The sequence below is a fragment of the Gimesia algae genome (assembly GCF_007746795.1).
Lineage (GTDB): Bacteria > Planctomycetota > Planctomycetia > Planctomycetales > Planctomycetaceae > Gimesia > Gimesia algae.
Window position 1 is genome coordinate 7,779,943 of the sequence record NZ_CP036343.1, and the last position, 24,942, is coordinate 7,804,884.

A 24,942-nucleotide genomic window follows, 5' to 3' on the forward strand; every position below is an offset into this window, starting at 1 on the left:
TATTGAGTGGCAGTCATCATTGCGATTGAAGGGATTGATGGTTCTGGAAAAGGGACCCAGGCAGGCAGGTTACATGCCCGCTGTCAGGCGGAAGGAATCAAATCCAGCCTGATCGGTTTTCCCCGTTACGACCAGACACTGTTTGGGAAATCGATTGGGGACTTCCTGAATGGTCGATTTGGCGAGCTGGATGAAGTCAATCCTTTTCTTGCTTCATTGTTGTATGCCGGTGATCGTTTTGAATCCCGATCTCACATCCTGAACACCATCGAAACCAGCGATGTTGTGATATTTGACCGCTACATCCCTTCGAATGTAGCTCACCAGGGAGCCAAATTATCCGGAGCAGAGCGGAATGAGTTCATCGAATGGATTGAACAGATTGAGTTCGCGATTTATAAAATGCCCCGTCTGGACCTCGCGATCCTTCTGGATCTCCCTGCAGACTACGCGCAAAAACTGGTCGCCGAAAAACAGGCACGCTCTTATACAGAGAAAGTCACTGACCTGCAGGAAGCAGATCAGTCTTATCTGGCGAATGTTCGAGAAGTCTATCTGCAACTGGCTGAAGAGAATCAGCACTGGCAGAAAATTGAATGCCTGCAGAATGAGACGCTCCGATCAATCGAGGAGATTGGTGACGAAATCTGGTCGCATGTTGGTAAGTTAATCTGAAGACTGACGTATCTACAGATCTTTGTTCAGATCCCATTTGAACAGAAGCACTGCCTGAATCAATCTTAATCAAAGCTGAATCAAAAATACTCTTGACCCTCTACAGCGATCACCTGTCTAATATCAATATCCTTTGATCTTTGGAAGGGAGACAGGAATCGTGAAACGTGCGCTCAGTCAACTGACATTACGGGAAATGTTCTCGGATTCCGAGCGGCTCATTTCTGAACTGGTAGAGCATCTGGAGCTGGGTTTTATTCCCGTGAGTGAGCAGATGATTCGCCTGGTTCGAGAGCTACCTGACGGCGTCGAAAAACGACGCGTCGAGGATATCAGCGTGCGGAATCAGGCTGCGGAGCTATTAAAGACCGACGAGTTCTCACAGGAACTGTTCGAGAAGTTGGATCAGTATCTCGCCGCAATTGACCAGTCAATTAATCGAATCATTGATGGTGAATAAGTTTTTCAGCAGCGGATCCTGGTGGGGCAAATTCCTCTACCAGTTTCTTGGCACTCAGCAACCCATCAACGGCTGCAGAAACAATTCCGCCCGCGTAGCCGGCACCTTCTCCGACAGGATATAACCCTCGAAAGCCGGGGGCCTGATAGGTATCTCGTTCCCGATCGATGCGGACGGGGGAACTGCCCCGCATTTCCGGACCAACCAGTACCGCATTTGCCAGGAATCCACCCCGCCATTTCTGATCCATCACAGGCAATCCGTTTTCAATTTGTGAGAGAACCACAGGCGGAAGGACCTGATGTAGCTCTGTGGGAACCACACCGCGCTGGTACGTGCCCGCATACGAAAAGCTCGAATCGGTCTTCTTCTGATTCAGGAAATCTCCCGCGCGCTGGATCGGACAGAGATAATTTTTCTTTCCCAATGCATACGCAACAGATTCATATTTCCTCTGCAGTTCGACCCCCGCCAGAGGATGCTCGCTGCCAAATTCTTCCGGATAAATCGTCGTCATGACACCACTGTTGGCATACCCGGTATCATGTCGTGAATTGCTCATGCCATTAGTACAGAACATCTCCGGCTCCGAAACACTGGGCATCACAATTCCTCCTGCACACATACAAAATGTATACAGATCGCGTTTTCCTTTAGTGATCATGGTATAGTCGGCAGCACCCAGGAGTGAAAGATACTCTTCGCGACCATATTTATGCTGGTTGACCTGTTCCTGAGGTTGTTCGATTCTGAGTCCCAGCTGAAACGCTTTACGAAACATGGGTACGCCCAGTTCGTACAACATCTGATAGGTGTCACGCGCGCTGTGTCCAATACCAAGAATCACATGTGAGGTCTTAAGATAACCAGATGACGTCATGATTCCCTGAACCTGGCCATTAACAACGTCCAACCCTTCCAGGCGACATTCGAAGCGAAATTCACCACCCAATGCATCAATTTTACGGCGAAAGTTGCGACAGATCATGGGAAGTTTATTACTTCCCAGGTGGGGACGATGCTCGTAAACGATACTGGAGCGCGCACCACAGTCGACAAAACGGTCCAGAACCCATTGCACATCCGGACCACTCAAACGGCAGGTCAGTTTCCCATCACTGAAACAGCCTGCGCCCCCTTCGCCGAACAGGTAGTTGTTTTCTCTATGGAAATTTTCTCCCCGGTCAAAACGTCTGATTTCCGGAACCCGCTCCTTGACCGGAAAGCCACGCTCGAGAATGAGTGGGCGATACCCTTTGAGGGCCAGAAAATATCCCGCCAGAAGGCCAGCAGGTCCCGAGCCGACAACCACAGGTCGCTCTTCCAGCGGCTGTGTACCACTGGCCGGATCATGGAAAGGCGCCTCGGAATGCTCTTGAATTGAGGAATCATCCCGCAGCTTTTTCAAGACTCCCGCCTCATCGGGGAGAGTCACTTCTGCAGAGTAAACGAATCGTAAATCATGTCTGGAACGTGCATCCAGACTTTTCCGGAGAATTCGATAGTTTTGAATCTCGTCCGCATTGATGCCCAGTTGTTGTGCAATTTTTTCTGCAAGTTCTTGTTCGGGAAATTCGACTGGCAGGCGGATATTTGTGACTTTAAGTGACATAGAGCTTAAACCGAAATCAAACGAGCGCAGTGGCAGGATACCTGATCATGCCGAGCAATGCGTCATGTTATACCGCCCGGGTAAGCGAATGCAATTTTGTCACTTCGAAACAATCAGAAAAGCAAAAAATACTTGGCCGCTGATGTTCAGGCGGCTTTTCGATACGGCACCGTTGGCTGTTCCGGTACAGAACCTGCGAGATGCCGCTCCAGTTCCCGTTCCAGTTCTTCCATTTTTTCCTGCACCAGATCAGTGTACTCTCTCATTTCTTCCCGGGAAATATCTTCCGGGACGTGAATGGGATTCCCGACGAGATAATAAACTGTCGCAAACGGCTTGGGAATCCAGATACTGGTCCAACTTCCCTGAAATTTCCAGCAACGCGATGCGGCGAACGCATTGGGAATAATACTTCGTCCCGAATGTGATGCCAGAAACACAATCCCCGACTTCATTGTGTGATGCGGTCCCCGTGGTCCATCAGGGGTAATCACCACATGCTTACCCTCTGCTGATTTCATTAATTTTTTCATGGCACTTGCACCGCCACGCGTAGTTGAACCGCGAATAGCACCCATGCCAGCTGCCTTTAGCATCGCTTCAATGGTATCTGCATCCCGGTGCTGACTGATCAGAGCCACACTGTTATGTTCCACATTACAGAAGAGCGGGGGTATCACTGAATCATGCCATACACTATACAGAAAACGATCCGAACCCGTATCTGCAAATGGACACCGATCAAGACTGTCACCAATAAACTCCAGCCGCGTTGTCTTAAAAATCATGCGGATCACAAAGACAATCAGGGAATTCAGAATACCCAGTAAAGCTCGACTCTTAATTTTCAACCGACCACTCCTGCAGGAAACTATATCTGATAACTCAAGTGAGGATGCAGAATTGTACTCATGTTGGCATCTGCGCAAATCCCAATTTTCAAATTCCTGATTCGGAACTAATCTCTGCTGAAAACAAAACACTAGACGACGCAATATACCCATTTTCACAACTTTTGGCGTCTATTAAGTCTCATCTAAGCTGATATGAAGCGCTTCCATCCTCCGGTATAACTTGGCACGGGTCAGCCCCAGCATGCGTGCAGCTTCGGTCCGGTTATTTCTGGACAGTTCTAATGCGAGCAGAATCTGTTCTTTTTCAACCAGACCGAGAGATTCCTCCAGAGTGCGTAACGGAGCCAACACTGCAGGCCCTAGTGAACGAGCATCGACCCCGGTTTTGAACCGTAGCGGGAGAGCATCACGCGTGATGACTGGCTCAGCAGTCGCCTCAAACGCACCTTGGATAACCCGGGTCAGCTCATCCAGATTAGCTGGCCAGTAGTAATCCTGAAATAATGACAAGACCCCGGGTGCAAAACCACTGACCTGTTTCTGCTGATAACGGTTTTCATTTTCCAGAAAGTGCTGCGCTAACAGCTCCAGATCTTCCCTTCTTTCCCGTAGCGCCGGCACTTGGATTTCCATCGTTGTAATGAAATAGAAAAATTCAGACAGAATCGCTTCCTGGTCCAATAGATTCTGAAGAGGTATCGGGCTGGAGGTCATTAATCTGACATGCACATTGGCCGCTTTCGCCTGCAGATTTTCCAGTATCATTTCCTGAACGTCACGCGGCAGACTTTGAATTTCAGCCAGAAATAAGACTCCCGGTTCCAGAGGAATCGACTCATCGTAATCCCGCTCGAAGATTTTTTTCACTGTCTGCTTAAGCTCCCGGGGAGGAAGCTTTTCACAATTGAGTGGAATAAATATTTTTCTTCTCTGCTCGCTTTCAAAATGAATCGCACGCGCCAGATGCTCTTTTCCCGTTCCCGCTTCACCCTGAAAGTGGACCGGCTGTGTGGTTCGAATCGCCAGCTCCAGCTGTCGCAGTACACGCTGCATGCCGGGACTACGTGCTATGAGCGTCGAAAAACGAAACCGATTCCGCAGTGATAACCGCATAGCAGCCAGTTCTGCATGCAGCTGCTGAGAAGCGGAAGCAGATGGAAGTGCCTGGGGGTTCTGAATCCGCTCGATGAACCCCAGAACCAGTTTTGTTTTTCGTTGCTCATCTGTCAAAGGAGTGTATCGAATGAGGCAGGGAATCGTCTTCCCACTGCGCGAGAGCAGGAAACGGGGGACTTCCAGTCGAGTTCCCTGAAAGACTTCTGCGGGGGGGCACAGTAAATTACAAACCGATTCGCATTCTTCCATGTCGGTATCGATCGCAAAGTCACACGTCTGACCCAGAATTTCCTCAGCCGACCATTCCAGCAGTTGCTCACACCCCTGGTTGAAGAACAATATTGTCCGTGAAGCATCGAGAGCAAACACGGGTGTACTGAGGGCATTTAAACGGGTCTCGAGCCGGGTACGGCGTCCTGATCCTCGCTGCATGCTTCCTCAACCCTTTCCTGGATTTCAGTCACTCATCCCATATTCAATCGGGCTTGAACCGCGTGATAGAATGTAAAACTGACTACCTTGGTGCAGTCCGGTTATCGAGAACGTCCATTCATATAATATACACAAAATTCTATTCAATGATCTGATCTGTAAACGGAAATTTCATCAACGCTGCACGCGTCCTGATCCCGCGCCGTTCATCAACGCTTCGATCTCTTTACGGGATGAATAATTGAAATCACCCTGGATACTGTGCTTCAGGCAACTGGCTGCGACAGCGTAACGGATGGCCGTCTCGGGAGCAGCCAGTTCCGGTGTATTCAAGGCAAAGATCAACGCGCCAGCAAAGGAATCCCCCGCACCCACCCGATCGACAATATTATGAATCTGATAACTGGAATAGTTGCCCTCAGCATCGCAGGGCGCAAACACGGCCTGCTGTTTTTTCTGAGTATACAGCATAGCCCCCCAGTTGTTGTGACTGGCGGAAATACTTTCCCGTAATGTAATTGCCACCTGTTTAACATTGGGAAACTGCTGGGTTATCTGCTCAGCTACAGCAATGTAACCTTGAACATTCAACTCACCCGCGTCTACATTGGATTCAGGAGCGCGGATACCTAATGATAGATCGGCGTCTTCTTCATTGGCAATCACCACATCCACATAGGGAACCAGCGATCGCATCGTTTCTTTCGACAGTTCAACCGGTTTCGTTTCGCTTTTCCAGTTCCACAGTTTTTTACGAAAATTCAAATCGCAGGAAACCTGTACGTTTCTCTCCTGAGCCTCCTGTACTGCCTTCAGTGCAAGCGCTGCCCCTGATTCACTGATCGCTGGAGTAATACCTGTAATATGAAACCAGGTTGCACCTTCAAAAACCTCATTCCAGTCAAACTCCTCCGGAGTCGCCAGAGCAATGGAACTGAACCCACGATCGTAAGTCACTGTCCCTCCACGCTGGTTTGCTCCTGTCTCTACAAAATAAATACCAAAACGTCCACGTGAACTGCGCTGGATCAGGCTGGAATCAACGCCTGTTTTATTTACTTCTTGTATAAGTGAGTCCGTTATGGCATTATCTGGTGAAGCTGTTACAAATGCTGAGGCCCCTCCCTGCAGGGCAATGGAAACAGCAACGTTAAGTTCTCCTCCGCCAAACGTCGATTCAAGTATGCCTGGCACCGACTGGCTGATTCTCAAATGGTTCTGAGGGGCCAGCCTTAACATAACTTCACCAAATGTGACTACTCTCACGAGGCACCTGCAATATAATGAATGAGAAAATGGCGTTGATTGAACAGTTCCTCAGCTTACACTGACGTGATGGATCATTCCAGCTACCGGGAATCTCCAGAGCGGTCAGGAGGCGAGGGAACCTGGATCTGTAGCCGACATTATGACGATATTTCCTGCAAATCTACACACGCTGACACTTCCGGATTCTTCAATTATTTTCGACTAATCCTTCAGGGTATGCCAGACAGTTGTCATACCCCTCTTCTAAAATTCGGTTCAGTTGTCTGGAGCCATAGAATTTTGTTTAATTGAGATACAGGTGGCGGCAGTTTCGTCTAGCCCGTTCAGGGACAGAGATGGAGATGGACGGGGTTGCCTGCATGGAACTGCCGCCCCGCTGTTTTTCAGAGAACAATTTTGGGTACCTGTTCACTTAATGTGTACCATTGTGTCAAAATAAAGCTTAGTTTAAAGAGGATTTTGCCCGTAAAATATTTTCTTTCGCTACAGGTACACCAATCCATTTTGACTCCAAAACAAAACTCAAATAGAGTGCGGCATTTCCATTGGTCTCTGGATTAGGAAAACGTCACTATGCAGCAAAATGAAATCGAAGTGCCTTGCCCGTTCTGTGATCAAAAAATCACACCTCAATTCGGAATCCATAAACCAGGTCAAAAAACCACACTGGAATTTCAGTCCCGCCGACTGGGGTGTTCTATTGAATGCCCACATTGTGGTAATGTCTTCATTCACAGAATCTATTCGGATGACAAAAAAATTTATTAAATTCTTGCTCTGGGTAGATGAGATTCAAAATCCCACCATGCTCTGCAGACTGAATAGTAAAGCGCCAATCACACATCCATAACAGATCAGCACCAGCCCCCGGTGAGGCCTTTGCCGATATCGTGTGAGTGGCTTTGCGAAACAGATCTGTAGAATCAGCTTTGCACAGGTGAAAGCAACCAAAGTCGAAGAGAAGATCAGTACAATATTGAGCCCCAGGTATCCCGTGTGCACTATCGCCATCGCCCCCTTTGAAGCCTCTTGATGAATTTCGAAGAGACTAAGGACTGCCTGCCAGTTCATGATAAAGACCGCTGACCCGGGAATACCCATCAGCAATGCGAGTAATACAACAGCAGCACTGCCCAGCAGGCGCTGATCAATGAGAAATCCCTGGAGTTGCTCCGGGTATACCAGGGCAGACCGACGTCGTCCGACGCCATCCAGAAAACAGGCCAGGCCGAAAACCGCCAGCCAGATAAGTAACAGCTCCGGCGTAAATGCCCGCATTGCCTGCTGAATGGATACTGGCTCATCAGAAAATGATTCGTGTCGCCATTTCCAGCAGACAGCAGAAAACAGCGCCAGAAAAACACCCGCACTTTGAATGATGATCAAATGCAGGATTCCTTTCCATTCTTTCTCAACCAGCAGGAGACCCGCTGAGCTTGCAAGAATGATCAGGGACAGAAAATACAAGAGCTGCTCTACTGATGACAGATTGACGACCATCACCTGGCTGACAACCAGAACCAGAAAGAATAAGCCAGCGGCGACCGGAAACAGAGTCGCCAGCATTGCCTGAAAATGGGAAGTTTCCTTCAACAGCAGCCGGTTCTGAAAATGAATTGGCAGAAGTCCCACACGGAAGACTGCACCCGAGATAATTAAAATCAGTCCCAGCATCACAGAATAATCATTTAATGACGATGCCTGTTTCAGCCCTGAAGTTTCCAGATTTTTTTGAATAACCCCCAGGTCCGATGAGTCGGCGGCAGTCGACAGCAACACCACACCAGTCAACAAAATTATTGTTAACGGCAGAGTTGACTTGAGCAGTTGCAGGAAGGCAGCCTGCCTTACTATTCCGCGCACCCCCCTGATCAAAAGCATGGAATTCAGATAGAGCACCAGTTCAAAACAGATCACCAGGAAATAAAGATCGTTCACCATGCGATATTTCGTTTCAGGAATCATGATTCGGACACAACAAAACTCTCTTCAGAATCATAGTCTTCTTCAGGAAAGCTGAATCAGAACTTTTCCGGATTTTCCAGTTCGCTCCGCTTCGGTCACCGCCTCTGCGACCTCTTCCAGGGGAAATACTTTACCAATCTCAGTTGCCAGGACTCCATTGCGAATAAAACCGGTTAACTTTGAAACCAGTCTCAACTTGGCAGGCAGTGATAGCGATTCCATATGACGGGCCAGCCAGAATCCTTCGAGAGTGGCACCAGTGCGAATGAGATCGCGCGACATGAAATCAAGTGGGGTTTGATCTAAAGATCCATACACAATCATCCGGGCTCGCTCTGCCAGAATTCTGACAATTGTCGAAGCAGTCTTGCCTCCCACTGCATCAATGGCATACTTCACCGTTTCGCTGCCCAGATGCTTTCTGATCTGCTCGACCAAAACCCGTTCATTGTCATGCTCTGCATTAAATACCACTACATGACTGGCACCGGCGTTTTTCAATTGCTCCGCCTGATCATGGCGTCTGACAATATTCAGCGTTTGAAATCCATAATTAATTCCCAGACGCACTACCATTTTCCCCACAGCAGAAGCAGCTGCCGTCTGCAGTAGCCATTCCCCGCGGGGAACATCTAACAGCGATTTAACCAGCACGTATGCGGTTGCGGGATTGACAAAAAATGTCGCCGCTTCCTCCAGCGTGAGACGGGAGGAAACCGGTATCACATACTCACTGGGCACGACTACCTTTTCTGACCAGTTACCAGTCCGTCGATTCAATACCACTACGCGCTTCCCTTTAAACAGAGCGCCTCGTAAACCTCCGCCATTGGCTTCGACGATACCCACACCTTCAAAACCCGGCGTAGCAGGCAGTGAGGGACGCGATGAATACCCGCCTCGAATATTCAGGAGATCGGACGGATTGACAGGACTGGCAAGCATGCGGACCAGAACCTCTCCCGTTTTGGCAACTGGCTCTTCAGCCTCATGGACCTTAAGAACCTCTGTCGGCTCTCCGAATTGCTCAAAACGAATCATGCGCATAGACTGAATCTTTCACTGTTCTGGGACTCTACTGAGATAAGAGTTTAGCAGGTTGAACTCAGTTCCAGCAAGCAGACATCAGCTACTACATCGCGAAATGCACGAACCCGAACGTGAAGCAGCCCTTGCCACCATACAGGTAACAAGGACTGTTTCCATCTTCAAAATGGATTCTGTTTTCTCTTCAATTGTCCCTCAGAATTTAACCGTACCTCGTCTGTATTTCTCAGTTCGAAGCACCTGTGACTGGTTGCTTGATCCGCGAAACTGAAAACAGCTACAGTAATCCTGATTGCAGGTTAGTTCTTCGTTCGAGAACTGAAATTCGAAGCTCCGGAAGCAGTTTGAGTCGGACGGGCCGGTGACTGCTGAGCAGTATCTTGAGGTTCTGGAGTGGATGAACGTTTCCAGTTATCAGTCGACCAGTGAGGGTAGTACTGCACGACGCTGCTGCCCAGATCACTCAGGATTTCATGAAACTTTTTCGTAGTAATCCGCTGGTTGGGAATCACACGCTGCAATACAAACCGACGGTTGCTGGAAATGTAAGCGAAAAACTTACCATTGCCCATCCGATCGTTGTCCGACAGCAGGCGTAACATTGCAGTTCGTGGAACATCGGCGGCACTGCGGGGCAGGGGATCCAGCCACGCCATAACCCACACCCATTCGCCATTCTCACTCAGAACAGCAGACATGGAAAGCTCCCACTCTTCCTTGTTCTGATTGGCCTTGAATTGAAAGTCGTACCGCTTTTTAGTTTTGGTCGCAGTTAAACCCATTGCTTTCAAGAGGTTGCCCAACTGCTCTTCTGAAAGTTGACCTGGCAGTTCCGGATTGGTGGTGACTGCCGGCTTCGTGGTTACAGGCTGCTGTGCATGAACGCCAGCACCCAATACAGCCATCGCCGATAAAACGGCCAACAGACAACCTACAACAATCCATCCGCGAAATGTGATTTTCATTTTGAAGACACTCCTTTGTCACTTCATTGCTCATGTGTTGACATTTGTCGATTTTTTATCTGCTCTCATTCCCTGATAGAACAGACCGGCTGGAATGCAGTCCTGCAACCAGCGCGTTCATGAATCTGTATGTCGATTTCTCTGACTCATCGTTTCCACCGGCAGTTTCTGCCGACTTGAGTTAAGATAGTTCAAATAACCCTTTCAGGCAAATCTGAGACCAGGTTTCGAACTGATCTAACTCTTGTAACAGTTTTTTTGGTGAGTCAAACCCTGTCTCTATAATCGACTCTTCACAGGGTAGAACTTTGGGCAACTCCAGGTCAAATATGTGAACTATTCCCAAGTGGACCTTCCCCACCTCAGTTTCGTCGTCATTTATCAAGCCAACGCAGGCTTCTGTATAGTTCGTATTCATCTCAACTTCTTCCTGGATTTCGCGCTGCATTCCCTCGCGATACGTCGAACCTTCCTTCGCGTCATCCTCCAGGGAAATGTGTCCGCCAATCCCGATCGAACGTTTACTGTGCAATCGCTGCTCTCCCCCTTTGGAGCCCCGTGTATAGTAGAAGATCTTGCCTTCATGGCGGAAAATGCAATAGGGAATCAGTTGCTTGAAACTGGGATCTTCCTCGACCGTATCACGAGGCCGGAAACTGATGTAGTTCGGATCAAACAGTGTTTTCAGGTAAGGTGCCACCTGATCGTTAAATCCCTGAAAGTAGCCCACTTCGTGAAAAAGAAGCGTGGGCACAACCATAACGTGTTCCACTTGCTGCTCCGTATCTGACATCGCTGATCCTTCTCTGCTCTGTTGACAGGTTGATAGTTTAAATGATTACTGAATCGGCTGAGACGAGTGCCCCAGCAGTTCACGTGCTTTTTCTCCAATATCCGCTGAACGCATCAAGGTCTCGCCAACCAGGATGCCACGGATACCTGATTCCTGCAGCTTGACTACATCGCTCCGGTCCCGGATGCCACTCTCACTGATCAGCAGGCAGTCCGCGGGGACTCGTGTACCCAGCTGTATGGAATGCTCCAGGCTGGTGACAAATGTCTTCAGGTTGCGATTATTAATTCCCAGCAGCGGAGGGGAGAGCTTCAGCACCCGCTCCAGATTGTCCGGCTCATAGATTTCGACCAGTGCCGACATCCCCAGCTCCAGCGCATATCCATAGAGATCTTCCAGTTGCCCGTCATCCAGACATTCAGCAATCAGCAGAACGCAGTCTGCACCAGCGACTCTCGCTTCTAAAACCTGGTAGCGATCAATAATGAAATCTTTTCGCAATACCGGGATCGCCACGTTCTGACGTACCGCTTTCAGAAAATCCAAATGCCCCTGGAAATATTTTTCATCTGTCAGCACACTCAGGCAGGCAGCTCCTGCAGCTTCATAGATCCTGGCAATCTCCACGGGATGAAAATCTTCCCGGATCACACCAGCGGAAGGAGACGCTTTCTTAACTTCTGCAATCATGGCCACCGGTCCATGGGACTGCATCGCAGCAACAAAATCCCGGACAGGCAAAGCATCCGCTAAACCATTTGCCAGTTGTTCGACGGGAACCCTCGATTTTGCCGCACTGACTTCGATCAGTTTGCTGGCCACAATCTCTTCAAGAATATTACTCACGACTTCTCGCATACACCTGAATCTGGAATAAAAACGTAAAACTGATTCATCGTAGCATAACTTCCCACGACACGAAGTACCACAGAGTCAGCAAATCCTGCCACAATTCGCTTGTATTTCCGGTTTCGGATGACGACGATGACACATTCATGCTGTTTTTCGATACTCCCTTCTTCAGGAGGCCATTGAATTGGTCCCTTCGGCACTGCATCTGATACTATTACTACTGACTCTACTGAGCATTCGCTACTGGTTACAGCTAATGACAACCAGACAGCCATCGTCCGTGTTCCCGCTCAATCCCGATCGATACCAGCTGGAATTTTCCTTCCCCGTTCTCCTGGCGATGCTCTGGATTGCAATCCAGTTTGCAAGTTCACTTGAGCGCGAATGGACAGAATGGCATCAGACATTAACCCCCTCACAACCAGTCACCGTTGTGCAAATCATGCAGTCGTCACTGATTACCCTCTGTTTCGGAGCGATCCTGGTCCTGATACTGGCTCTGGCTCACTTCGATGTGATTCAGAAACTGGGATTTCGTCTGAATGAGATTCGCAGACAACTGCGCGATGGAGCTGTCGGCTTTCTGCTCGCGCTGCTGCCCGTGATCGCTCTCTTGCTGCTGACTTACCCATTCCGATCAGAAGAGAGCCTGCATCCTTTTTTCCGCCTCTTAAAAGCCGAGCCGTACTTTTCCACGATCAGCTGGATTTTTATTTCCGCAGTCCTCGTTGCACCACTCTTTGAAGAACTGATTTACCGAGTCCTCTTTCAAGGCTGGCTGGAGCGGTTCCTGCATCCCTTAGCTGCGATTCTGACCAGCTCGCTGGTTTTCAGCATCGCCCATGGATTTCCTGACTGTATTCCCCTGTTTCCACTGGCGGTTATACTGGGAACCCTGTTCTATTATCGGCGCAGCTATGTCGCCATCGTCGTGACACATGCACTGTTTAATGCCATCAATCTTGCACAGGCCCTTGCAAATCAGCAGAACTCCAATTGAAAACCATTCATTCAAATATCCATGCGCCCACCAGTCCGAATTGGGGTTCACTCGATTTTGAAAATACAGTATCCTCCCCGCCTCTCTCAAATCCTCATCTCAAGTAATTTCTCACCTGGTGTTTCAGTCGAATCAGACGGCGACACTTCTCTATCTAATCTGAACTCAGCCCTTCGGAGACCTCCGAAATGAATGTCACCCCCATTCGCCATTGGGTACTGCTCTCGCTTTGCGCCTGCTTCTGTCTCTCTTGCCAGACAATGAGATCCAAGATGGATCTGATCTATACAGGAAAAGTGACCGGGGCATTGTCACAACAACTGGTCGAATCATACGTCGATTCTCTCAAAGACCCGATCGCTGCAGAGCAATCTGAAGCAGGCACTGACTGGAAAATTCTTTACGCCACAAATCGCCTGCAACAGAAAAGTCCGTCGGGCGAAACAGGCTATGCGAATGAGTTTGGCTCGGAAGTGGCATACGGTTCCAGTCAGGTGCATATCTCCAGAAAAAATCACAGCGATCTGAAATCGAAAGTAATTCAAACTCTCTGGCAGGGGTCTCCCGATCCGGAAGGGCAGGTGGAAATCAGCTCATTAACCCCTGCAGAAGAAGCGCCTTTTTTTGCCGACCTGAATCTGCTGCTGAAACGGGCACCTCAAAAAGATGTGTTGGTCTTCGTCCATGGATTCAACGTGAGCTTCCCCAGTGCCGTCACACGGGCTGCACAGATCGCCAATGATCTCCCCTTCAACGGAGCCATCGTCTGCTACAGTTGGCCTTCCCAGGGAGGGGTTGAGAAATATCTGCTCGACGGTCAGGTCGCCAATTCCAGCGTGGAACCGATGGCCCACTTTCTGGAAGCATTAGTAAACTCCGTTCCGCCGGGAACAAAAATCAACATCATGGTACACAGCATGGGCAATCGTGTTGTGATGCGGGCCCTCAATCGACTGCCACAACATTTTGAAAAGACGAAACCGTTCCAGAATATTATTCTAGCGGCTCCCGATGTCGGCGTTTCTGAGTTTAAAACTCTGGCACCTTCCATCATCGCGCAAGCCCGGCGCGTCACACTTTACTCCGGATCAGGAGATATCGCCCTCGTCGCTTCTAAAGCCGTCAATCAGGAACGCCGCGCCGGCGATTCTCGGGAACCACTGATCCTGGAAGGCATCGAAACCATCGATGTCTCATCCGTCGATACCAGCTTCATGAGTCATTCCTATTATGGAAGTAACCGAGCCGTTCTCAGCGATCTGTTTGCCCTCATAAAACAGAACAGCCCCGCAGCGGAGAGAAACTGGCTCCTGCACAGAGACTTTGCCGGTCAGAACTACTGGGCCTTTGATAAAGAACCCCCTGAAATCAAAAAAGTCAGAGCAACCAGTCTCTGATCGAGACGTCTCACTATATATAAGGGCAAAACGAAGCAATCCGCGGCTCATTACTCCCCGTGATTACAATCCCGGAACAGGACCCCAGCGATGAAGAACTCGACATCACGTTTCTCAGACCGCGTGGACAACTACGTAAAATATCGCCCTGGCTACCCGCTTGAGGTCCTTGAGCTTCTGAAAACAAGTTGCGGCTTGACTCCAGATTCCCTGATCGCCGACATCGGTTCGGGAACAGGAATCTCCAGCAGACTGTTTCTCGATCATCACAATACCGTATATGGAGTAGAGCCCAATCAGGAAATGCGACACGCTGCCGAAATGTTTCTGGAAGAATACAATCACTTTCACAGCATCGACGCAACTGCGGAAAAAACGCATCTCCCTGCCGACTCCTTCGATTTCGTCATCGCCGGTCAGGCATTTCATTGGTTTGATCGCGAACGCGCCAGGCAGGAATTTCAAAGGATTATCAAACCGTCCGGTTGGGTCGTCCTGATCTGGAATGAACGGCAGACCAACACAACTCCCTTTCTGATCGATTACGAACAAATGCTCCTCGAGTTCGCGACCGATTACACTCAGGTCAATCATACGAATATTTCATCCGAAGATTTCACCCGGTTCTTTCATCCACATCCTGTTAAAACCGCCTCACTCCCCAGTCAACAATCCTTCGATCTGGAATCTCTCACAGGGCGGCTGCTCTCTTCTTCGTATGCTCCCAACGTCGGCCAGCCCGGATATATAGAAATCCTGGCACGCGTTCAGCACATTTTTAAGCAGCATCAGGTGGACGGCAAGGTCGATTTTAAATACGACACCAATCTCTATTACGGTCACATCAGTTAATTTTTCTGTCCTTGAGAAAGTCACGCCATCAGAACGAACAACACTGCGTTCCGCGCATAAAGAAAGCCCTTAAGAAGGCGGTGAATTGTGGACGGATAAAGCGTAGTTTATTTCACTTCACAGAAACTGATGAGCGTGCTGGGTCAGAACTCGCAAATCAGGGGGACCTTCTGGATAATGTTCCGTCCAGACCAGATTCCTTCTTAAGGGCCAGGCTGGGTCAGAAAGCTGATCGATATCAGGGACTCGTGAAAGAGTCAGTAACTCCGTTTCCTGATTCCTCTCAACTCTCTGTAATAAGATATATGCATTGATCATGCCAACTCCACTTATATTTAACCTCAACGGAGATATTTTCCAATTCTTTGTCCATTATTGGTATTTTTTACCTATTTTAAAGCATATCGGACGATCTTTTTGCCAGATTATACATTTGTATCCACCCTGTCTTCGCTGATTTCAACACTACCACTTGAATTTTCGGCGCCGAAATGATCTATTGTTGAAGTCGACATACCATCGGCGCCGCATTTTCGGCGCTAAACACATGTTCGACGCATCAATGTCGATTGATTTCAAACGTAACTGGCAACGCGGGGGGATCTTGAATTATGAAAAAACAAGGGATCAGAGAACGCGCGATTCTTTTCACCTGTGGAATCCTCGCCATTGTTTATAGTGTGATCGTGCTCGGTTTTGTCACCACCAGCCCCGATCTCCGCATTCGCGCCATGTTGGATAGCGTAGAGGCTTTACCCCAGACAGATGGCCCCAGCCTGGCAGGAATCGAAATCAAAGCCACTCCCGATATCAAAACCGGGGGTGCCTTTTCTGCTCCCAAAAATGGAGATGTTCTCACCAGGATCGGCGAATATCCGATTCGTACGTTTCTCGATTTCTCACAGGTCCTCAGTAAACTACGCAATATGGATCTGCCTCCCGGCGGACAACTGCAACCCAAAGCCGATCCGACCGAACATGATGTCCCCTCCATGGTGGAAATCCAGAACAGCGGTCGTTTCATTAAGATCGAATATTACAGCAGGGACACGAGCGAAACCAGTTCGGTTACATACACGATGAAAACCGCCTGGATTCAAATCCAGTCCATCCCCTCCGGAGACGTGGCGATCTCACTCCTCTGGTTCTCACTGGAACTGGTGATCCTCGCCATCGGTGCTTTCGCCTACTGGATGCGCCCCTTCGATCGAACAACTCGTATCTTCTTCGTCATGGGCATCATCACTCTCGTAGCCTTTATTGGTGGGTACAACTGGTGGATCATTGCCGGCTCGCTGATGCTGAATATCCCCTTCGTGATCGCTGCTGTCCTCATCCCGGCTATCACGCTGCACTTCTTCATCACTTACCCGCGGGCGATTCCGACACTGGTTCAATATCCGGTAGGACTGCTGCGAGTCGTATATTCGATTCCCGTCGCGACCACACTATTAATACTGGCCTGCCTGACGTACCTTCGCGTGACCTCTCATATTGGTGAAGACCCCCGTGATCTCGTCGGCCTCGAATATTCCCCGCTCGTGTTTCAGACCATCTATGTCCTGCGCTGGGCTGTTTATGCCTATATCACAGTCGCCGGCCTGTACTACCTCGCGACACTCGTCGCTCTGTTTTATGGTTACTTTAAAAGCCAGAACCCCTACGAACGCAATCAGTTGAAATGGATCGCGCTGGCCGGACTCATCTCTACGATCCCTGTTGGCTACTCGCTCTACATCGCAGAATTCGACCGCACCCAGTTCGCGCTCGGCGGTGCCGGGATTCCCATGTTCCTCGCCAGCGTCTCTTTCATGGCGGCGTTCGTCGTGGGGATTATTCGCTACCGGCTGATGCTCATCGATCAGATCATCAGCCGTGGCATGCTGTTTTACGTTGTCAGTGCCGGCATTTCGATTCTCTATGCTACAGTGATTTCGCTCGGCTCACTGCTGGGAACCCAGTTAAACCGCGCTCCCAGCGCCAATCAGGCAGCCTCTGTCTTCCTGGTGATGCTGTTCGCCATCTCGCTGCTGCTCTGGTCGCGCGATCGCATCCAGCGCCTCATCGACCGTCGCTTCTTCCGCCAGAAGTACCAGCTCGATAAAGCGCTCAAACGTATGAACCGGGCCGTCGGCCGCCTGGGTGACCAGCGTTCTATCGCCGATCGCATGCTCACCTCCTGCCGCGAAGTGCTCCAGGTCAAAAGCGCCGCCATTTATCTGCTCAATCCAGAACGCACTCAGTTCGATCTGCTGACCGGCTTTCATATTGAAAATGCCCCCTCGGCCGTCCCCTGTGGTCCCGATCTGCTGGAAGTCCTCGAAGGTGAACTCGCATTCCAGCGCGTCGCGACAGGTCTCCTGAAAGAAGCCTCTCCCGCGCAACAACTGCTGCGTCTGCTCGGCTTCGACTTCATCTACAACCTCGAACTCGACGGGGAATTTGCCGGCTTCGTCGCCCTGGGGCAACGCTCCACAGGCAGCGCCTACTCTGCCGAAGACCTCACCTTCCTGAACGCCATGGGCCAGATTACCAGCATCGCCCTGCACAGTACTAAAATCCACCAGGACCTCCGCCGCCTTAATGAAGAAATGAGAATCAAGGTCGAAAAAATCGACGACCAGCGCCGACTCGTCTCCGTCTTGCAGTCCGAGCTTACCAACTCGCAGGAAATCGCCGAACGCACAACCCCTGCCCTCGATGTCCAACGAGGCCTGATCAAGGGAAACAGCCCCGCGATCCGCTCGGTGATGGAAACGGTCCGCAAAGTCGCGAACTCCGAATCCACAGTACTCATTCGTGGAGAAAGCGGAACCGGGAAAGAACTCCTGGCCCAGGCTGTTCATGAAAACAGTTCCCGTCACGAAAAACCGCTGGTCCGCGTCAACTGCGCCGCCCTTTCTCCCAGTCTGCTCGAAAGCGAGCTCTTCGGTCATGTCAAAGGCGCCTTCACCGGTGCCCACGAAGACCGCGTCGGTCGTTTCGAACTGGCCAACGGGGGCACCCTGTTCCTTGATGAAATTGGTGACATCTCGCTCGATACCCAGGTCAAACTCCTGCGGGTACTGCAGGAACGGGCTTTCGAACGTGTTGGCGGATCCGAAACCCTGCACGTCGATGTGCGGCTCATTACCGCTACCCACCAGAATCTCGAACAGCGCATCACCGAAGGTCTGTTCCGCGAAGATTTGTACTACCGCCTCAACGTTATCAGTATCACTCTGCCCCCACTGCGCGAACGTCGCGAAGACATTTTCGAACTCGCCTTCTACTTCCTCAAACGCACCGCGCATCGTCTGGGCAAACGCATTTCCCACATTGATTCCGATGCCATCGAAGTTCTCGAACGTGCTCCCTGGCCTGGTAACATTCGCCAGTTGGAAAACGTCATCGAGCGCGCTGTCGTTCTTGCCGAGTCTCAGGTCATCACGCTGAAAGACCTGCCCGCGGATCTGCTTGAACCGAAAAAACGGCTGCCGGCCCGCGTCTTCGAAACCAAAACGGTTCGCTCTGATGCCGCGCGCCGCATCCCACTCTCCGATGTCGAAGTCATTACCTTTCCCGGCTCGCAGAATCAGGTTGACCAGCGACTCACCGAACCGGAACAACTCAAGCTGGCACTCGCGGAATGCGATGGCAACAAAGCCCAGGCCGCCCGCCTGCTCGGCATGCCACGCAGCACCTACTACAGCAAACTCAAAAAATACGACATCACTTGATTCTGTTTCTCGATTCACAGTCGAGTTTTCCACTGCATATCTCTCACCGACTGGTGAATAGAATTGCCCTTGACCCCGCCGCGCCGATCGCGATTCTACGTACCTGTGTCGCGCGCGTGTCCACTTTACATTCACTGCTCTTCTTACTCCTGTGAAAAGACCAGCACTATAAAAACCGCTCGTTTCAGGCACTCTTTGAAAACGACTGACACAAATGTGACTTTTTTCGCTGCGGGTCAACACACAACACCACAGGATCGCAACGGACCACAACAGGATCGTCCTGGTATCGGTCCTGTTTGGATACAGATCGCCATACAGGCACCGCATTACCACCTGGTGCAGTGCTGCACGATCTCTTGACATAACCGGAAACTGTCTGCCTTTCCTATGGAACGCCATCACGAAACCTCCCTGTGACAAAAATTCTGCTGACTCGAATCCCACCATCATACGCGCCGGTCACAGGCACGCGCAGCTAAACATTTCCCACCCGGTTATGATCGTTCTGCAGCAGAAACCTCAAAAAAACAAACTTAAATAATTCAATTTCATTTTTCACTGCCCTCCAGGACAGCTAAGATAAATCAAACATGAAACAATCAATCTGAACCAAAATACCGTCCCACCCCAAGGAACCTCCTCTGTGAACCATCCCCGTCTGCTCAATCGTCGTTCCCTGCTCTTGCTGGTAGCACTCTTGCCTCTATTTGTCTGTTCTTTTTCACAGGCCGCCAAACCCAAACAGAAAACGATTCTGATGCGATCCGGCTGGCAGACCGTCAACATCGGCGACATCGGCCATACGCCTGGTACACTGCGTTACCTCGAAGAATACCTGCCCGACGTTAAAGTCTATCTCTGGCTGCATCGAACCACAGACGAAGTCACCGCGATGCTTCAGAAACGATTCCCCAAAGTTCAGATCGTACAGGGTAAACTCAACGCCCGCGGCAAAGCCAACAACCCGGAATTCCAGCAAGCCTTTGACGAAGCCGACCTGTTCCTCTACAACTCGGGCATGCACTTCAACCAGTTCTGGCCACCACCAAACTACATCATCGAAGCCTGCACTGTCACAAAGAAACCTCTCGTCCTTTACGGCCAATCCTTCGACGGCTTTGCTCCGGAAGACGAAGCGAAAATGAGCGAACTGCTCTCCCGCGCCGCCGCCATCTATACTCGCGATGTTGAATCCTTCTACTACCTGCGCAAGATCGGCGTCACTTCGCCGTCCCTCGCCTTCGGTCCTGACGGCTGTTTCGGCATTGATGTCCGCGATGATGCCAAAGCCAGCGCCTGGCTCAAAGCCCACGACCTGAAACCCAAAGAATTCATCACCGTCACCCTCCGCAGCAACACCCCCAAAATTGGTGCAAAAAAGAGCACGTCGATGAATCCCGCTAACCCCAGCAAAGAGGACCTCGCCCAGAACGAACTCTGGACGAAGAAACTCCGCGAAGTCATCACCGACTGGGTCCGTAAGACCGGCAAGAAAGTTCTGCTGGCTCCCGAAGTCGATAAAGAAATCGTGCACGCGCAGAAAATGATCCTCGACAAACTGCCTGCAGACGTGAAACCCTACGTCGTGAATCGCGATCCCTTCTGGAACGTCGACGAAGCCGCTTCGACTTATGCCCAGGCCATCGCCGTCGTCTCGATGGAACCCCACTCCTGCATTATCTCTCTGGCGATGGGCACCCCCACCATGCACCTGGCCAGCCCGCGTCACGGCCTCAAACGCTGGATGTTCCGCGACATCGGCCTGTCAGAATGGCTGTTCGACATCGACGCCGACCCGGCCGACCAGTTCACCCGCGCCCTGTTAAAGATCGACGCCAAACCCGAACTGGCCCAGTCCAAAGTCAACCGCGCCATGCACACGGTCAATACAAGATCCAAAGAAATGATGGGCGAAATCAAAGAGATCCTCGACCAGCAGGCAAACTGAAATGTGATCGATGCACCAGTCATTTCAACCACAGAAAATGTATCAAGTCCGGGATGCCTTCGAAATTAAAAACGAGTATCCCACAGCACATGCACCCGGCCTGGTTGTTGTTCTAGATCAGCGACTGCATACCGAACCACTACATTTAAATGGCAAGCAAGTACAAATAACGACTCCAGAAGGACATTCTTTCAAATTAATTATTTCTGAAGCGAAAGATCATCTCAAAGCAACCAGCATTTTTTTTAAAGACGTCAATCTGGCGGAAATATCAGTTGGCTCACAGCTTTCTTTTGAAGATCCTACAGTTAATTAGTCACCATGTACCACGGCTCGTCCGACCGTGATCGAGTGAGCCTGTGATTTAACTGACTGGTTCAGAACATTTATTTGAACCACGAAAATCACGAACCGGCACGAAAGCATCGTTTAGGAGAGAAGTAACAACCCGGGGTGGCCCCGAATGCAATTCGGGGTTGTCGCAGACAACAGGAAACTGACAGGGCAATCGCACAATTCAGAATAACAATGTCAACCTGTTCGCCCGCCTTATGAAATTCGAACTGGTTTCGTACTCTGGACGGGACCATAAAAAAACGTTGCATGACCGTAATGCAAAGTACATCGATACCGCGGGCGAATACATGGATTCGCCTCTTGTATCATACTGTTGACTGTCTGCAGTTCTCTGGATTGATCAGTGAAACTGTGACCTCCTGCTCGCTGCGCTCGTACCGGATGTGCATCCGGTATCACCCTTTTTTCTCTGAGTTGGGATGTTTCCTCAAGATACGACCAGATTACCCGACATTCAAAAAACGCTACAAATACAGATTCAAAACTCGCTTGCAGGAAAACGGACAGCAAAGAGATCAGAAAGCCAGCCTGAGCCACAATCTGAACACGTAACATCTTTTGCAGTCGCCGTATCGTACGCGCATTCTGAATTGCCATCACGAGATACAAAGCCAACCACGAACGATACCCTTCCCCGACACCCGGCGCAGGTGACTATGAGGTTTGTGAATTGGTTTCGATTGGTTCATAATCTCGCTCCCGTACATGGGATGTCCCTGTCGGCTCGCTCAACAGCAGTCTGTTAAAAATGCTCTCGCTCAAGCTTTCACGTATTGAATCAGCTCCCTATAGTTATAATCAACCCCGCTTTGAATCACACGATTATTTTCCGATCGAATTGATACTCGACCACTGACACTCCTGATAAACCGTTAGAGAGTACCCATGAAAGAAACCCTGATCTTGATTCCCGGGCTGGGAAGTACTGAAGTCACCTGGCAGCATCAGACGCAACACCTGGGAGATCTGCTGGACTTGCAGATCCTCGTGATGGACCAGGCAAAACGTAGAGCCGAATTAGTCGAAACCCTGCTCAGCCAGGCACCCGAGCGATTCCATCTGGCGGGACATTCCTTCGGCGGCTGGCTGGCCCAGGCGGTCGCCGCGACAGCGCCCGAGCGGGTCTCGAAACTGATGCTGCTCAACACGTATGCCAGACACAATCCGGAGCACGTCGGCCTGCTTGAACAGTTTAAAGAGAACCTGCAGCAGGGGATGCTCGGCGAAACACTGGATGCCAACCTGCCGAACATCATTTTTCCGGGTCGCCTGGAAGACGATGAACTCGTGCAGCCCATTCAGAAAATGTTGAAAGGCTTTTCTCCCGCCAGCTATGAACACCAGGTACAGGCCATGATCGATGACTACGCCACTGAAGATCTGCTGCCAAAGATATCCTGCCCGACGCTGGTCGTCCACGCTCGTGAAGACAATACCTTTCCCAGTGCAGAACTGGAATTCATCGCCGATCAGATCCCCGCCGCCCAATTCACCATCATCGAAGAGTGCGGCCACATGTCCCCCCTGGAACGCCCTCAGGCCATCACTGCCCTGATGCGACTCTGGTTTAAAAAATAAAAGAGTGGACTTAAGACAGGTCTCCGTGTGCCATCTGTCAGTTTGTGTCAGCAAACTGGACACAGTCTAATCAGACAAATCCGGTAGCGACTGGCGGAGATCATTGATACCGGCTTCCGTGATCTGTGTTCCCTCATACTGTAAGAATTGCAGTTTTGTGAGGCCTTTCAGGTGTTTCAACCCGGCATCACTGACGCGTGTATGGCTCAGGTCAAGATACTTCAGTTTCGAAAATCCATTCAAACTGGCCAGCCCTGTATCACTGACAGCGGTTTCCCGCAAATCAATCACCTGTAATTCTGACAGATGATTCAGCCGGCGCAATCCAGTATCAGTGATCTCTGTTCCACCCAGGTGAAGTTCATTCAGTTTCGCCATCTCGCTCAGGTGCAGCAAACCGCGATCACTGAGTGAGGTCCCGCTCAATCCGAGACGTTCCAGTTTCCGCATATTTTCAATATGAGCCAGCCCCTCATCCGTAATCGAGGTGTCAAACAGATAGAGTGCTTTCAGATTTTTAAACTGACCAATCGTGGCCAGTTCCTCATCACCAATCTCCTTTCCAGTGCCATTGACAAAGATGACATCATTCAATGCAAGGTCAAAGGCATCTGCCGCATAGAACTGAATTTGATCCTGCCAGGACGCGGGCAGCCTGCTGATCAAAACTCCGGGTTCAGAATAAATCGTCATACCATATTCTGTTTTCAGATGCTCAATCGTCCGCCACTGCTGCACTGTCGACACCACAAACCAGACCACCCCACCAACGACCAGCAAACCGACACCCCGCCAGACCCAGCGCAAGCGGCTCACGCATTTCTGATTCGGTTCGGTTTGTGTCATTTCGTATTCCGATTGTAAAAAATCGATTCCCTTAAAACAGCCACTGCTGGCCCTTACCTGTAACAGGCGGTTTGAACTGTTCGTAATCTAAAGCCGGTAAGCGTCGAGCCAGTTCCAGTTTACCACAGAAGACGTTGAACAGGCTGCCGATCTGCTCGGCGATTTCCCCGGTGCCCCGCTGGCGGCTGCCGAATTCCGAGTTGTTCAGCTTGCCGTCCCGCGTCTGGCGGATGCGGCTCAACACCCGTTCCTTCCGCGCGGGCTGTGTTCGTTCCAGCCATTCCTCAAACACCGGTTTCACCGTCAAAGGCAGACGCAGCATGATGTAACTCGCCGACATCGCACCCGCCTCTTTCGCTGCTTTCAGAATCTCCGGTACTTCGTGATCGTTTAAGCCTGGAATGATAGGCGAGACCATCACCTTCGTCGGCACACCCGCCGCCGACAGTTCGCGAATCGCCCGCAGCCGCGCCGCCGGGATACTCGTCCGCGGCTCCATTTCACGCGCCAGTTGCGGGTCGAGTGTGGTAATCGACAGGCTCACGTGCACCAGCGACCGCCGGGCCATCGAGGTCAACAGCTCCAAATCCCGCACAACCAGTGCATTTTTCGTGACGATGCCGATCGGCTGATTGGCTTCGGATGCCACTTCCAGACACTGTCGCGTCAACTGGAATTCGCGTTCGGCGGGTTGATAGCAATCGGTGATGCCGGAAAACGCGATCAGTTCCGGCTGCCAGTCGCTGCGGCTCAGAAAGTCGCGAAACAGTTTTGCAGCGTCATGCTTGACCATGATTTTCGTTTCAAAGTCGAGGCCGGCATTATATCCCAGATATTCATGAAAGGGCCGCGCATAACAGTAACTGCAGCCATGTGCACAACCCCGATAGGGATTCACACTATAGCGAAAATTGAGGTCGGGGGAATCGTTCTCGGTCACGATCGATTTGGAATTGTCGTCGATGTACTCCATCCGCCGAGGCTGGGAGAGGTATTCCTCATCCCACTCCAGCTGTTCCAGATCCGGTTCTGAGTACGTCGACTCGAAACGATTGGGTGGATTGAGATTCGAGCCGTGTCGCATGGCTTGCCTGATTCAAGAAAGAAAACGATAGACCTGATACTTTGTTTATAGGCGATTCTCCGGTGACAGGAAAGGATCTTTTTATCGTACTGGAAAAAATGAAACAGGCTCCCGTGAA

At 50.5% G+C, this 24,942-nt stretch carries 20 protein-coding genes; 9 read left to right on the top strand and 11 right to left on the bottom strand.

Annotated features, from left to right (window positions below):
* Nucleotides 1-6: 6 nt before the first annotated feature.
* The gene (locus Pan161_RS29700; RefSeq protein WP_145232332.1) at nucleotides 7-675 is read left to right on the top strand and encodes a nucleoside/nucleotide kinase family protein; all 669 of its coding nucleotides are present in this window, start codon (nucleotides 7-9) and stop codon (nucleotides 673-675) included.
* Nucleotides 676-835: 160 nt separating this feature from the next.
* The gene (locus tag Pan161_RS29705) at nucleotides 836-1,135 is read left to right on the top strand and encodes a hypothetical protein (RefSeq protein ID WP_145232333.1); all 300 of its coding nucleotides are present in this window, start codon (nucleotides 836-838) and stop codon (nucleotides 1,133-1,135) included.
* Here Pan161_RS29705 and Pan161_RS29710 read toward each other — a convergent pair.
* The 9 genes from Pan161_RS29710 to trpC form a co-directional block, all read right to left on the bottom strand.
* The gene (locus tag Pan161_RS29710) at nucleotides 1,119-2,747 is read right to left on the bottom strand and encodes an NAD(P)/FAD-dependent oxidoreductase (RefSeq protein WP_145232334.1); all 1,629 of its coding nucleotides are present in this window, start codon (nucleotides 2,745-2,747) and stop codon (nucleotides 1,119-1,121) included. The two genes, Pan161_RS29705 and Pan161_RS29710, sit on opposite strands and share 17 nt — an antisense overlap.
* A gap of 146 nt (nucleotides 2,748-2,893) precedes the next feature.
* Nucleotides 2,894-3,598, bottom strand: a complete 705-nt coding sequence (locus Pan161_RS29715) for a lysophospholipid acyltransferase family protein (protein WP_197995592.1) — start codon at nucleotides 3,596-3,598, stop codon at nucleotides 2,894-2,896.
* A 174-nt stretch (nucleotides 3,599-3,772) separates the two neighbouring features.
* Nucleotides 3,773-5,149, bottom strand: a complete 1,377-nt coding sequence (locus Pan161_RS29720) for a sigma 54-interacting transcriptional regulator (protein WP_145232336.1) — start codon at nucleotides 5,147-5,149, stop codon at nucleotides 3,773-3,775.
* Nucleotides 5,150-5,323: 174 nt separating this feature from the next.
* On the bottom strand, nucleotides 5,324-6,415 hold the full coding sequence (locus Pan161_RS29725; protein WP_197995593.1) for a sugar kinase: 1,092 nt from the start codon (nucleotides 6,413-6,415) through the stop codon (nucleotides 5,324-5,326).
* A gap of 795 nt (nucleotides 6,416-7,210) precedes the next feature.
* Complete coding sequence (locus Pan161_RS29730) at nucleotides 7,211-8,359, bottom strand: hypothetical protein (RefSeq protein WP_145232337.1); 1,149 nt, start codon at nucleotides 8,357-8,359, stop codon at nucleotides 7,211-7,213.
* Between the two features lie 66 nt (nucleotides 8,360-8,425).
* Nucleotides 8,426-9,430 carry a zinc-dependent alcohol dehydrogenase family protein gene (locus Pan161_RS29735; RefSeq protein WP_145232338.1) on the bottom strand — a complete coding sequence of 335 codons (1,005 nt, stop codon included), beginning with the start codon at nucleotides 9,428-9,430 and terminating at the stop codon, nucleotides 8,426-8,428.
* Between the two features lie 299 nt (nucleotides 9,431-9,729).
* Entirely contained in the window at nucleotides 9,730-10,395 is a 666-nt protein-coding gene (locus tag Pan161_RS29740; protein ID WP_145232339.1) for a type III secretion system chaperone, read from the bottom strand.
* Nucleotides 10,396-10,576: 181 nt separating this feature from the next.
* Nucleotides 10,577-11,188 carry a phosphoesterase gene (locus Pan161_RS29745; protein ID WP_145232340.1) on the bottom strand — a complete coding sequence of 204 codons (612 nt, stop codon included), beginning with the start codon at nucleotides 11,186-11,188 and terminating at the stop codon, nucleotides 10,577-10,579.
* A 45-nt stretch (nucleotides 11,189-11,233) separates the two neighbouring features.
* The gene (gene trpC / locus Pan161_RS29750) at nucleotides 11,234-12,046 is read right to left on the bottom strand and encodes an indole-3-glycerol phosphate synthase TrpC (protein WP_145232341.1); all 813 of its coding nucleotides are present in this window, start codon (nucleotides 12,044-12,046) and stop codon (nucleotides 11,234-11,236) included.
* Between the two features lie 250 nt (nucleotides 12,047-12,296).
* On the opposite strand from trpC, the gene Pan161_RS29755 reads away from it, so the two are divergent.
* The 7 genes from Pan161_RS29755 to Pan161_RS29785 all read left to right on the top strand — a co-directional run bounded on the left by Pan161_RS29755 (nucleotide 12,297) and on the right by Pan161_RS29785 (nucleotide 22,894).
* Nucleotides 12,297-13,040: a CPBP family intramembrane glutamic endopeptidase gene (locus Pan161_RS29755; protein WP_232103560.1), complete on the top strand. Its 744-nt coding sequence runs from the start codon at nucleotides 12,297-12,299 to the stop codon at nucleotides 13,038-13,040.
* Nucleotides 13,041-13,312: 272 nt separating this feature from the next.
* A complete protein-coding gene (locus tag Pan161_RS29760) occupies nucleotides 13,313-14,437 on the top strand; it encodes an alpha/beta hydrolase (RefSeq protein ID WP_197995594.1) in 1,125 nt (374 codons plus the stop codon).
* A gap of 90 nt (nucleotides 14,438-14,527) precedes the next feature.
* Nucleotides 14,528-15,289: a class I SAM-dependent methyltransferase gene (locus Pan161_RS29765; protein ID WP_145232344.1), complete on the top strand. Its 762-nt coding sequence runs from the start codon at nucleotides 14,528-14,530 to the stop codon at nucleotides 15,287-15,289.
* Nucleotides 15,290-15,900: 611 nt separating this feature from the next.
* Complete coding sequence (locus tag Pan161_RS30835; RefSeq protein WP_197995595.1) at nucleotides 15,901-19,008, top strand: sigma 54-interacting transcriptional regulator; 3,108 nt, start codon at nucleotides 15,901-15,903, stop codon at nucleotides 19,006-19,008.
* A 646-nt stretch (nucleotides 19,009-19,654) separates the two neighbouring features.
* Nucleotides 19,655-20,959, top strand: a complete 1,305-nt coding sequence (locus Pan161_RS29775; protein ID WP_145232345.1) for a polysaccharide pyruvyl transferase family protein — start codon at nucleotides 19,655-19,657, stop codon at nucleotides 20,957-20,959.
* Between the two features lie 10 nt (nucleotides 20,960-20,969).
* The gene (locus tag Pan161_RS29780; RefSeq protein WP_145232346.1) at nucleotides 20,970-21,275 is read left to right on the top strand and encodes a hypothetical protein; all 306 of its coding nucleotides are present in this window, start codon (nucleotides 20,970-20,972) and stop codon (nucleotides 21,273-21,275) included.
* Nucleotides 21,276-22,201: 926 nt separating this feature from the next.
* Nucleotides 22,202-22,894 (top strand): alpha/beta fold hydrolase, encoded by a 693-nt coding sequence (locus Pan161_RS29785; protein ID WP_145232347.1) that lies wholly within the window; start codon nucleotides 22,202-22,204, stop codon nucleotides 22,892-22,894.
* Between the two features lie 66 nt (nucleotides 22,895-22,960).
* On the opposite strand, the gene Pan161_RS29790 is transcribed toward Pan161_RS29785, so the two are convergent.
* Together Pan161_RS29790 and Pan161_RS29795 are read right to left on the bottom strand one after the other, a co-directional pair.
* Complete coding sequence (locus Pan161_RS29790) at nucleotides 22,961-23,740, bottom strand: leucine-rich repeat domain-containing protein (protein ID WP_145232348.1); 780 nt, start codon at nucleotides 23,738-23,740, stop codon at nucleotides 22,961-22,963.
* A 31-nt stretch (nucleotides 23,741-23,771) separates the two neighbouring features.
* Nucleotides 23,772-24,824, bottom strand: a complete 1,053-nt coding sequence (locus tag Pan161_RS29795; RefSeq protein WP_145232349.1) for a PA0069 family radical SAM protein — start codon at nucleotides 24,822-24,824, stop codon at nucleotides 23,772-23,774.
* Nucleotides 24,825-24,942: the final 118 nt, after the last annotated feature.

What these genes read in the sequence shown, in the direction of transcription:
- Pan161_RS29710 (WP_145232334.1), bottom strand. Translation starts at nt 2,747, where the DNA reads ATGTCACTTAAAGTCACAAATATCCGCCTGCCAGTCGAATTTCCCGAA.
- Pan161_RS29720 (WP_145232336.1), bottom strand. Translation starts at nt 5,149, where the DNA reads ATGCAGCGAGGATCAGGACGCCGTACCCGGCTCGAGACCCGTTTAAAT.
- Pan161_RS29730 (WP_145232337.1), bottom strand. Translation starts at nt 8,359, where the DNA reads ATGGTGAACGATCTTTATTTCCTGGTGATCTGTTTTGAACTGGTGCTC.
- Pan161_RS29735 (WP_145232338.1), bottom strand. Translation starts at nt 9,430, where the DNA reads ATGCGCATGATTCGTTTTGAGCAATTCGGAGAGCCGACAGAGGTTCTT.
- Pan161_RS29740 (WP_145232339.1), bottom strand. Translation starts at nt 10,395, where the DNA reads ATGAAAATCACATTTCGCGGATGGATTGTTGTAGGTTGTCTGTTGGCC.
- Pan161_RS29745 (WP_145232340.1), bottom strand. Translation starts at nt 11,188, where the DNA reads ATGTCAGATACGGAGCAGCAAGTGGAACACGTTATGGTTGTGCCCACG.
- trpC (WP_145232341.1), bottom strand. Translation starts at nt 12,046, where the DNA reads ATGCGAGAAGTCGTGAGTAATATTCTTGAAGAGATTGTGGCCAGCAAA.
- Pan161_RS29755 (WP_232103560.1), top strand. Translation starts at nt 12,297, where the DNA reads ATGACAACCAGACAGCCATCGTCCGTGTTCCCGCTCAATCCCGATCGA.
- Pan161_RS29760 (WP_197995594.1), top strand. Translation starts at nt 13,313, where the DNA reads ATGGATCTGATCTATACAGGAAAAGTGACCGGGGCATTGTCACAACAA.
- Pan161_RS29765 (WP_145232344.1), top strand. Translation starts at nt 14,528, where the DNA reads ATGAAGAACTCGACATCACGTTTCTCAGACCGCGTGGACAACTACGTA.
- Pan161_RS30835 (WP_197995595.1), top strand. Translation starts at nt 15,901, where the DNA reads ATGAAAAAACAAGGGATCAGAGAACGCGCGATTCTTTTCACCTGTGGA.
- Pan161_RS29780 (WP_145232346.1), top strand. Translation starts at nt 20,970, where the DNA reads ATGCACCAGTCATTTCAACCACAGAAAATGTATCAAGTCCGGGATGCC.
- Pan161_RS29785 (WP_145232347.1), top strand. Translation starts at nt 22,202, where the DNA reads ATGAAAGAAACCCTGATCTTGATTCCCGGGCTGGGAAGTACTGAAGTC.
- Pan161_RS29790 (WP_145232348.1), bottom strand. Translation starts at nt 23,740, where the DNA reads ATGACACAAACCGAACCGAATCAGAAATGCGTGAGCCGCTTGCGCTGG.
- Pan161_RS29795 (WP_145232349.1), bottom strand. Translation starts at nt 24,824, where the DNA reads ATGCGACACGGCTCGAATCTCAATCCACCCAATCGTTTCGAGTCGACG.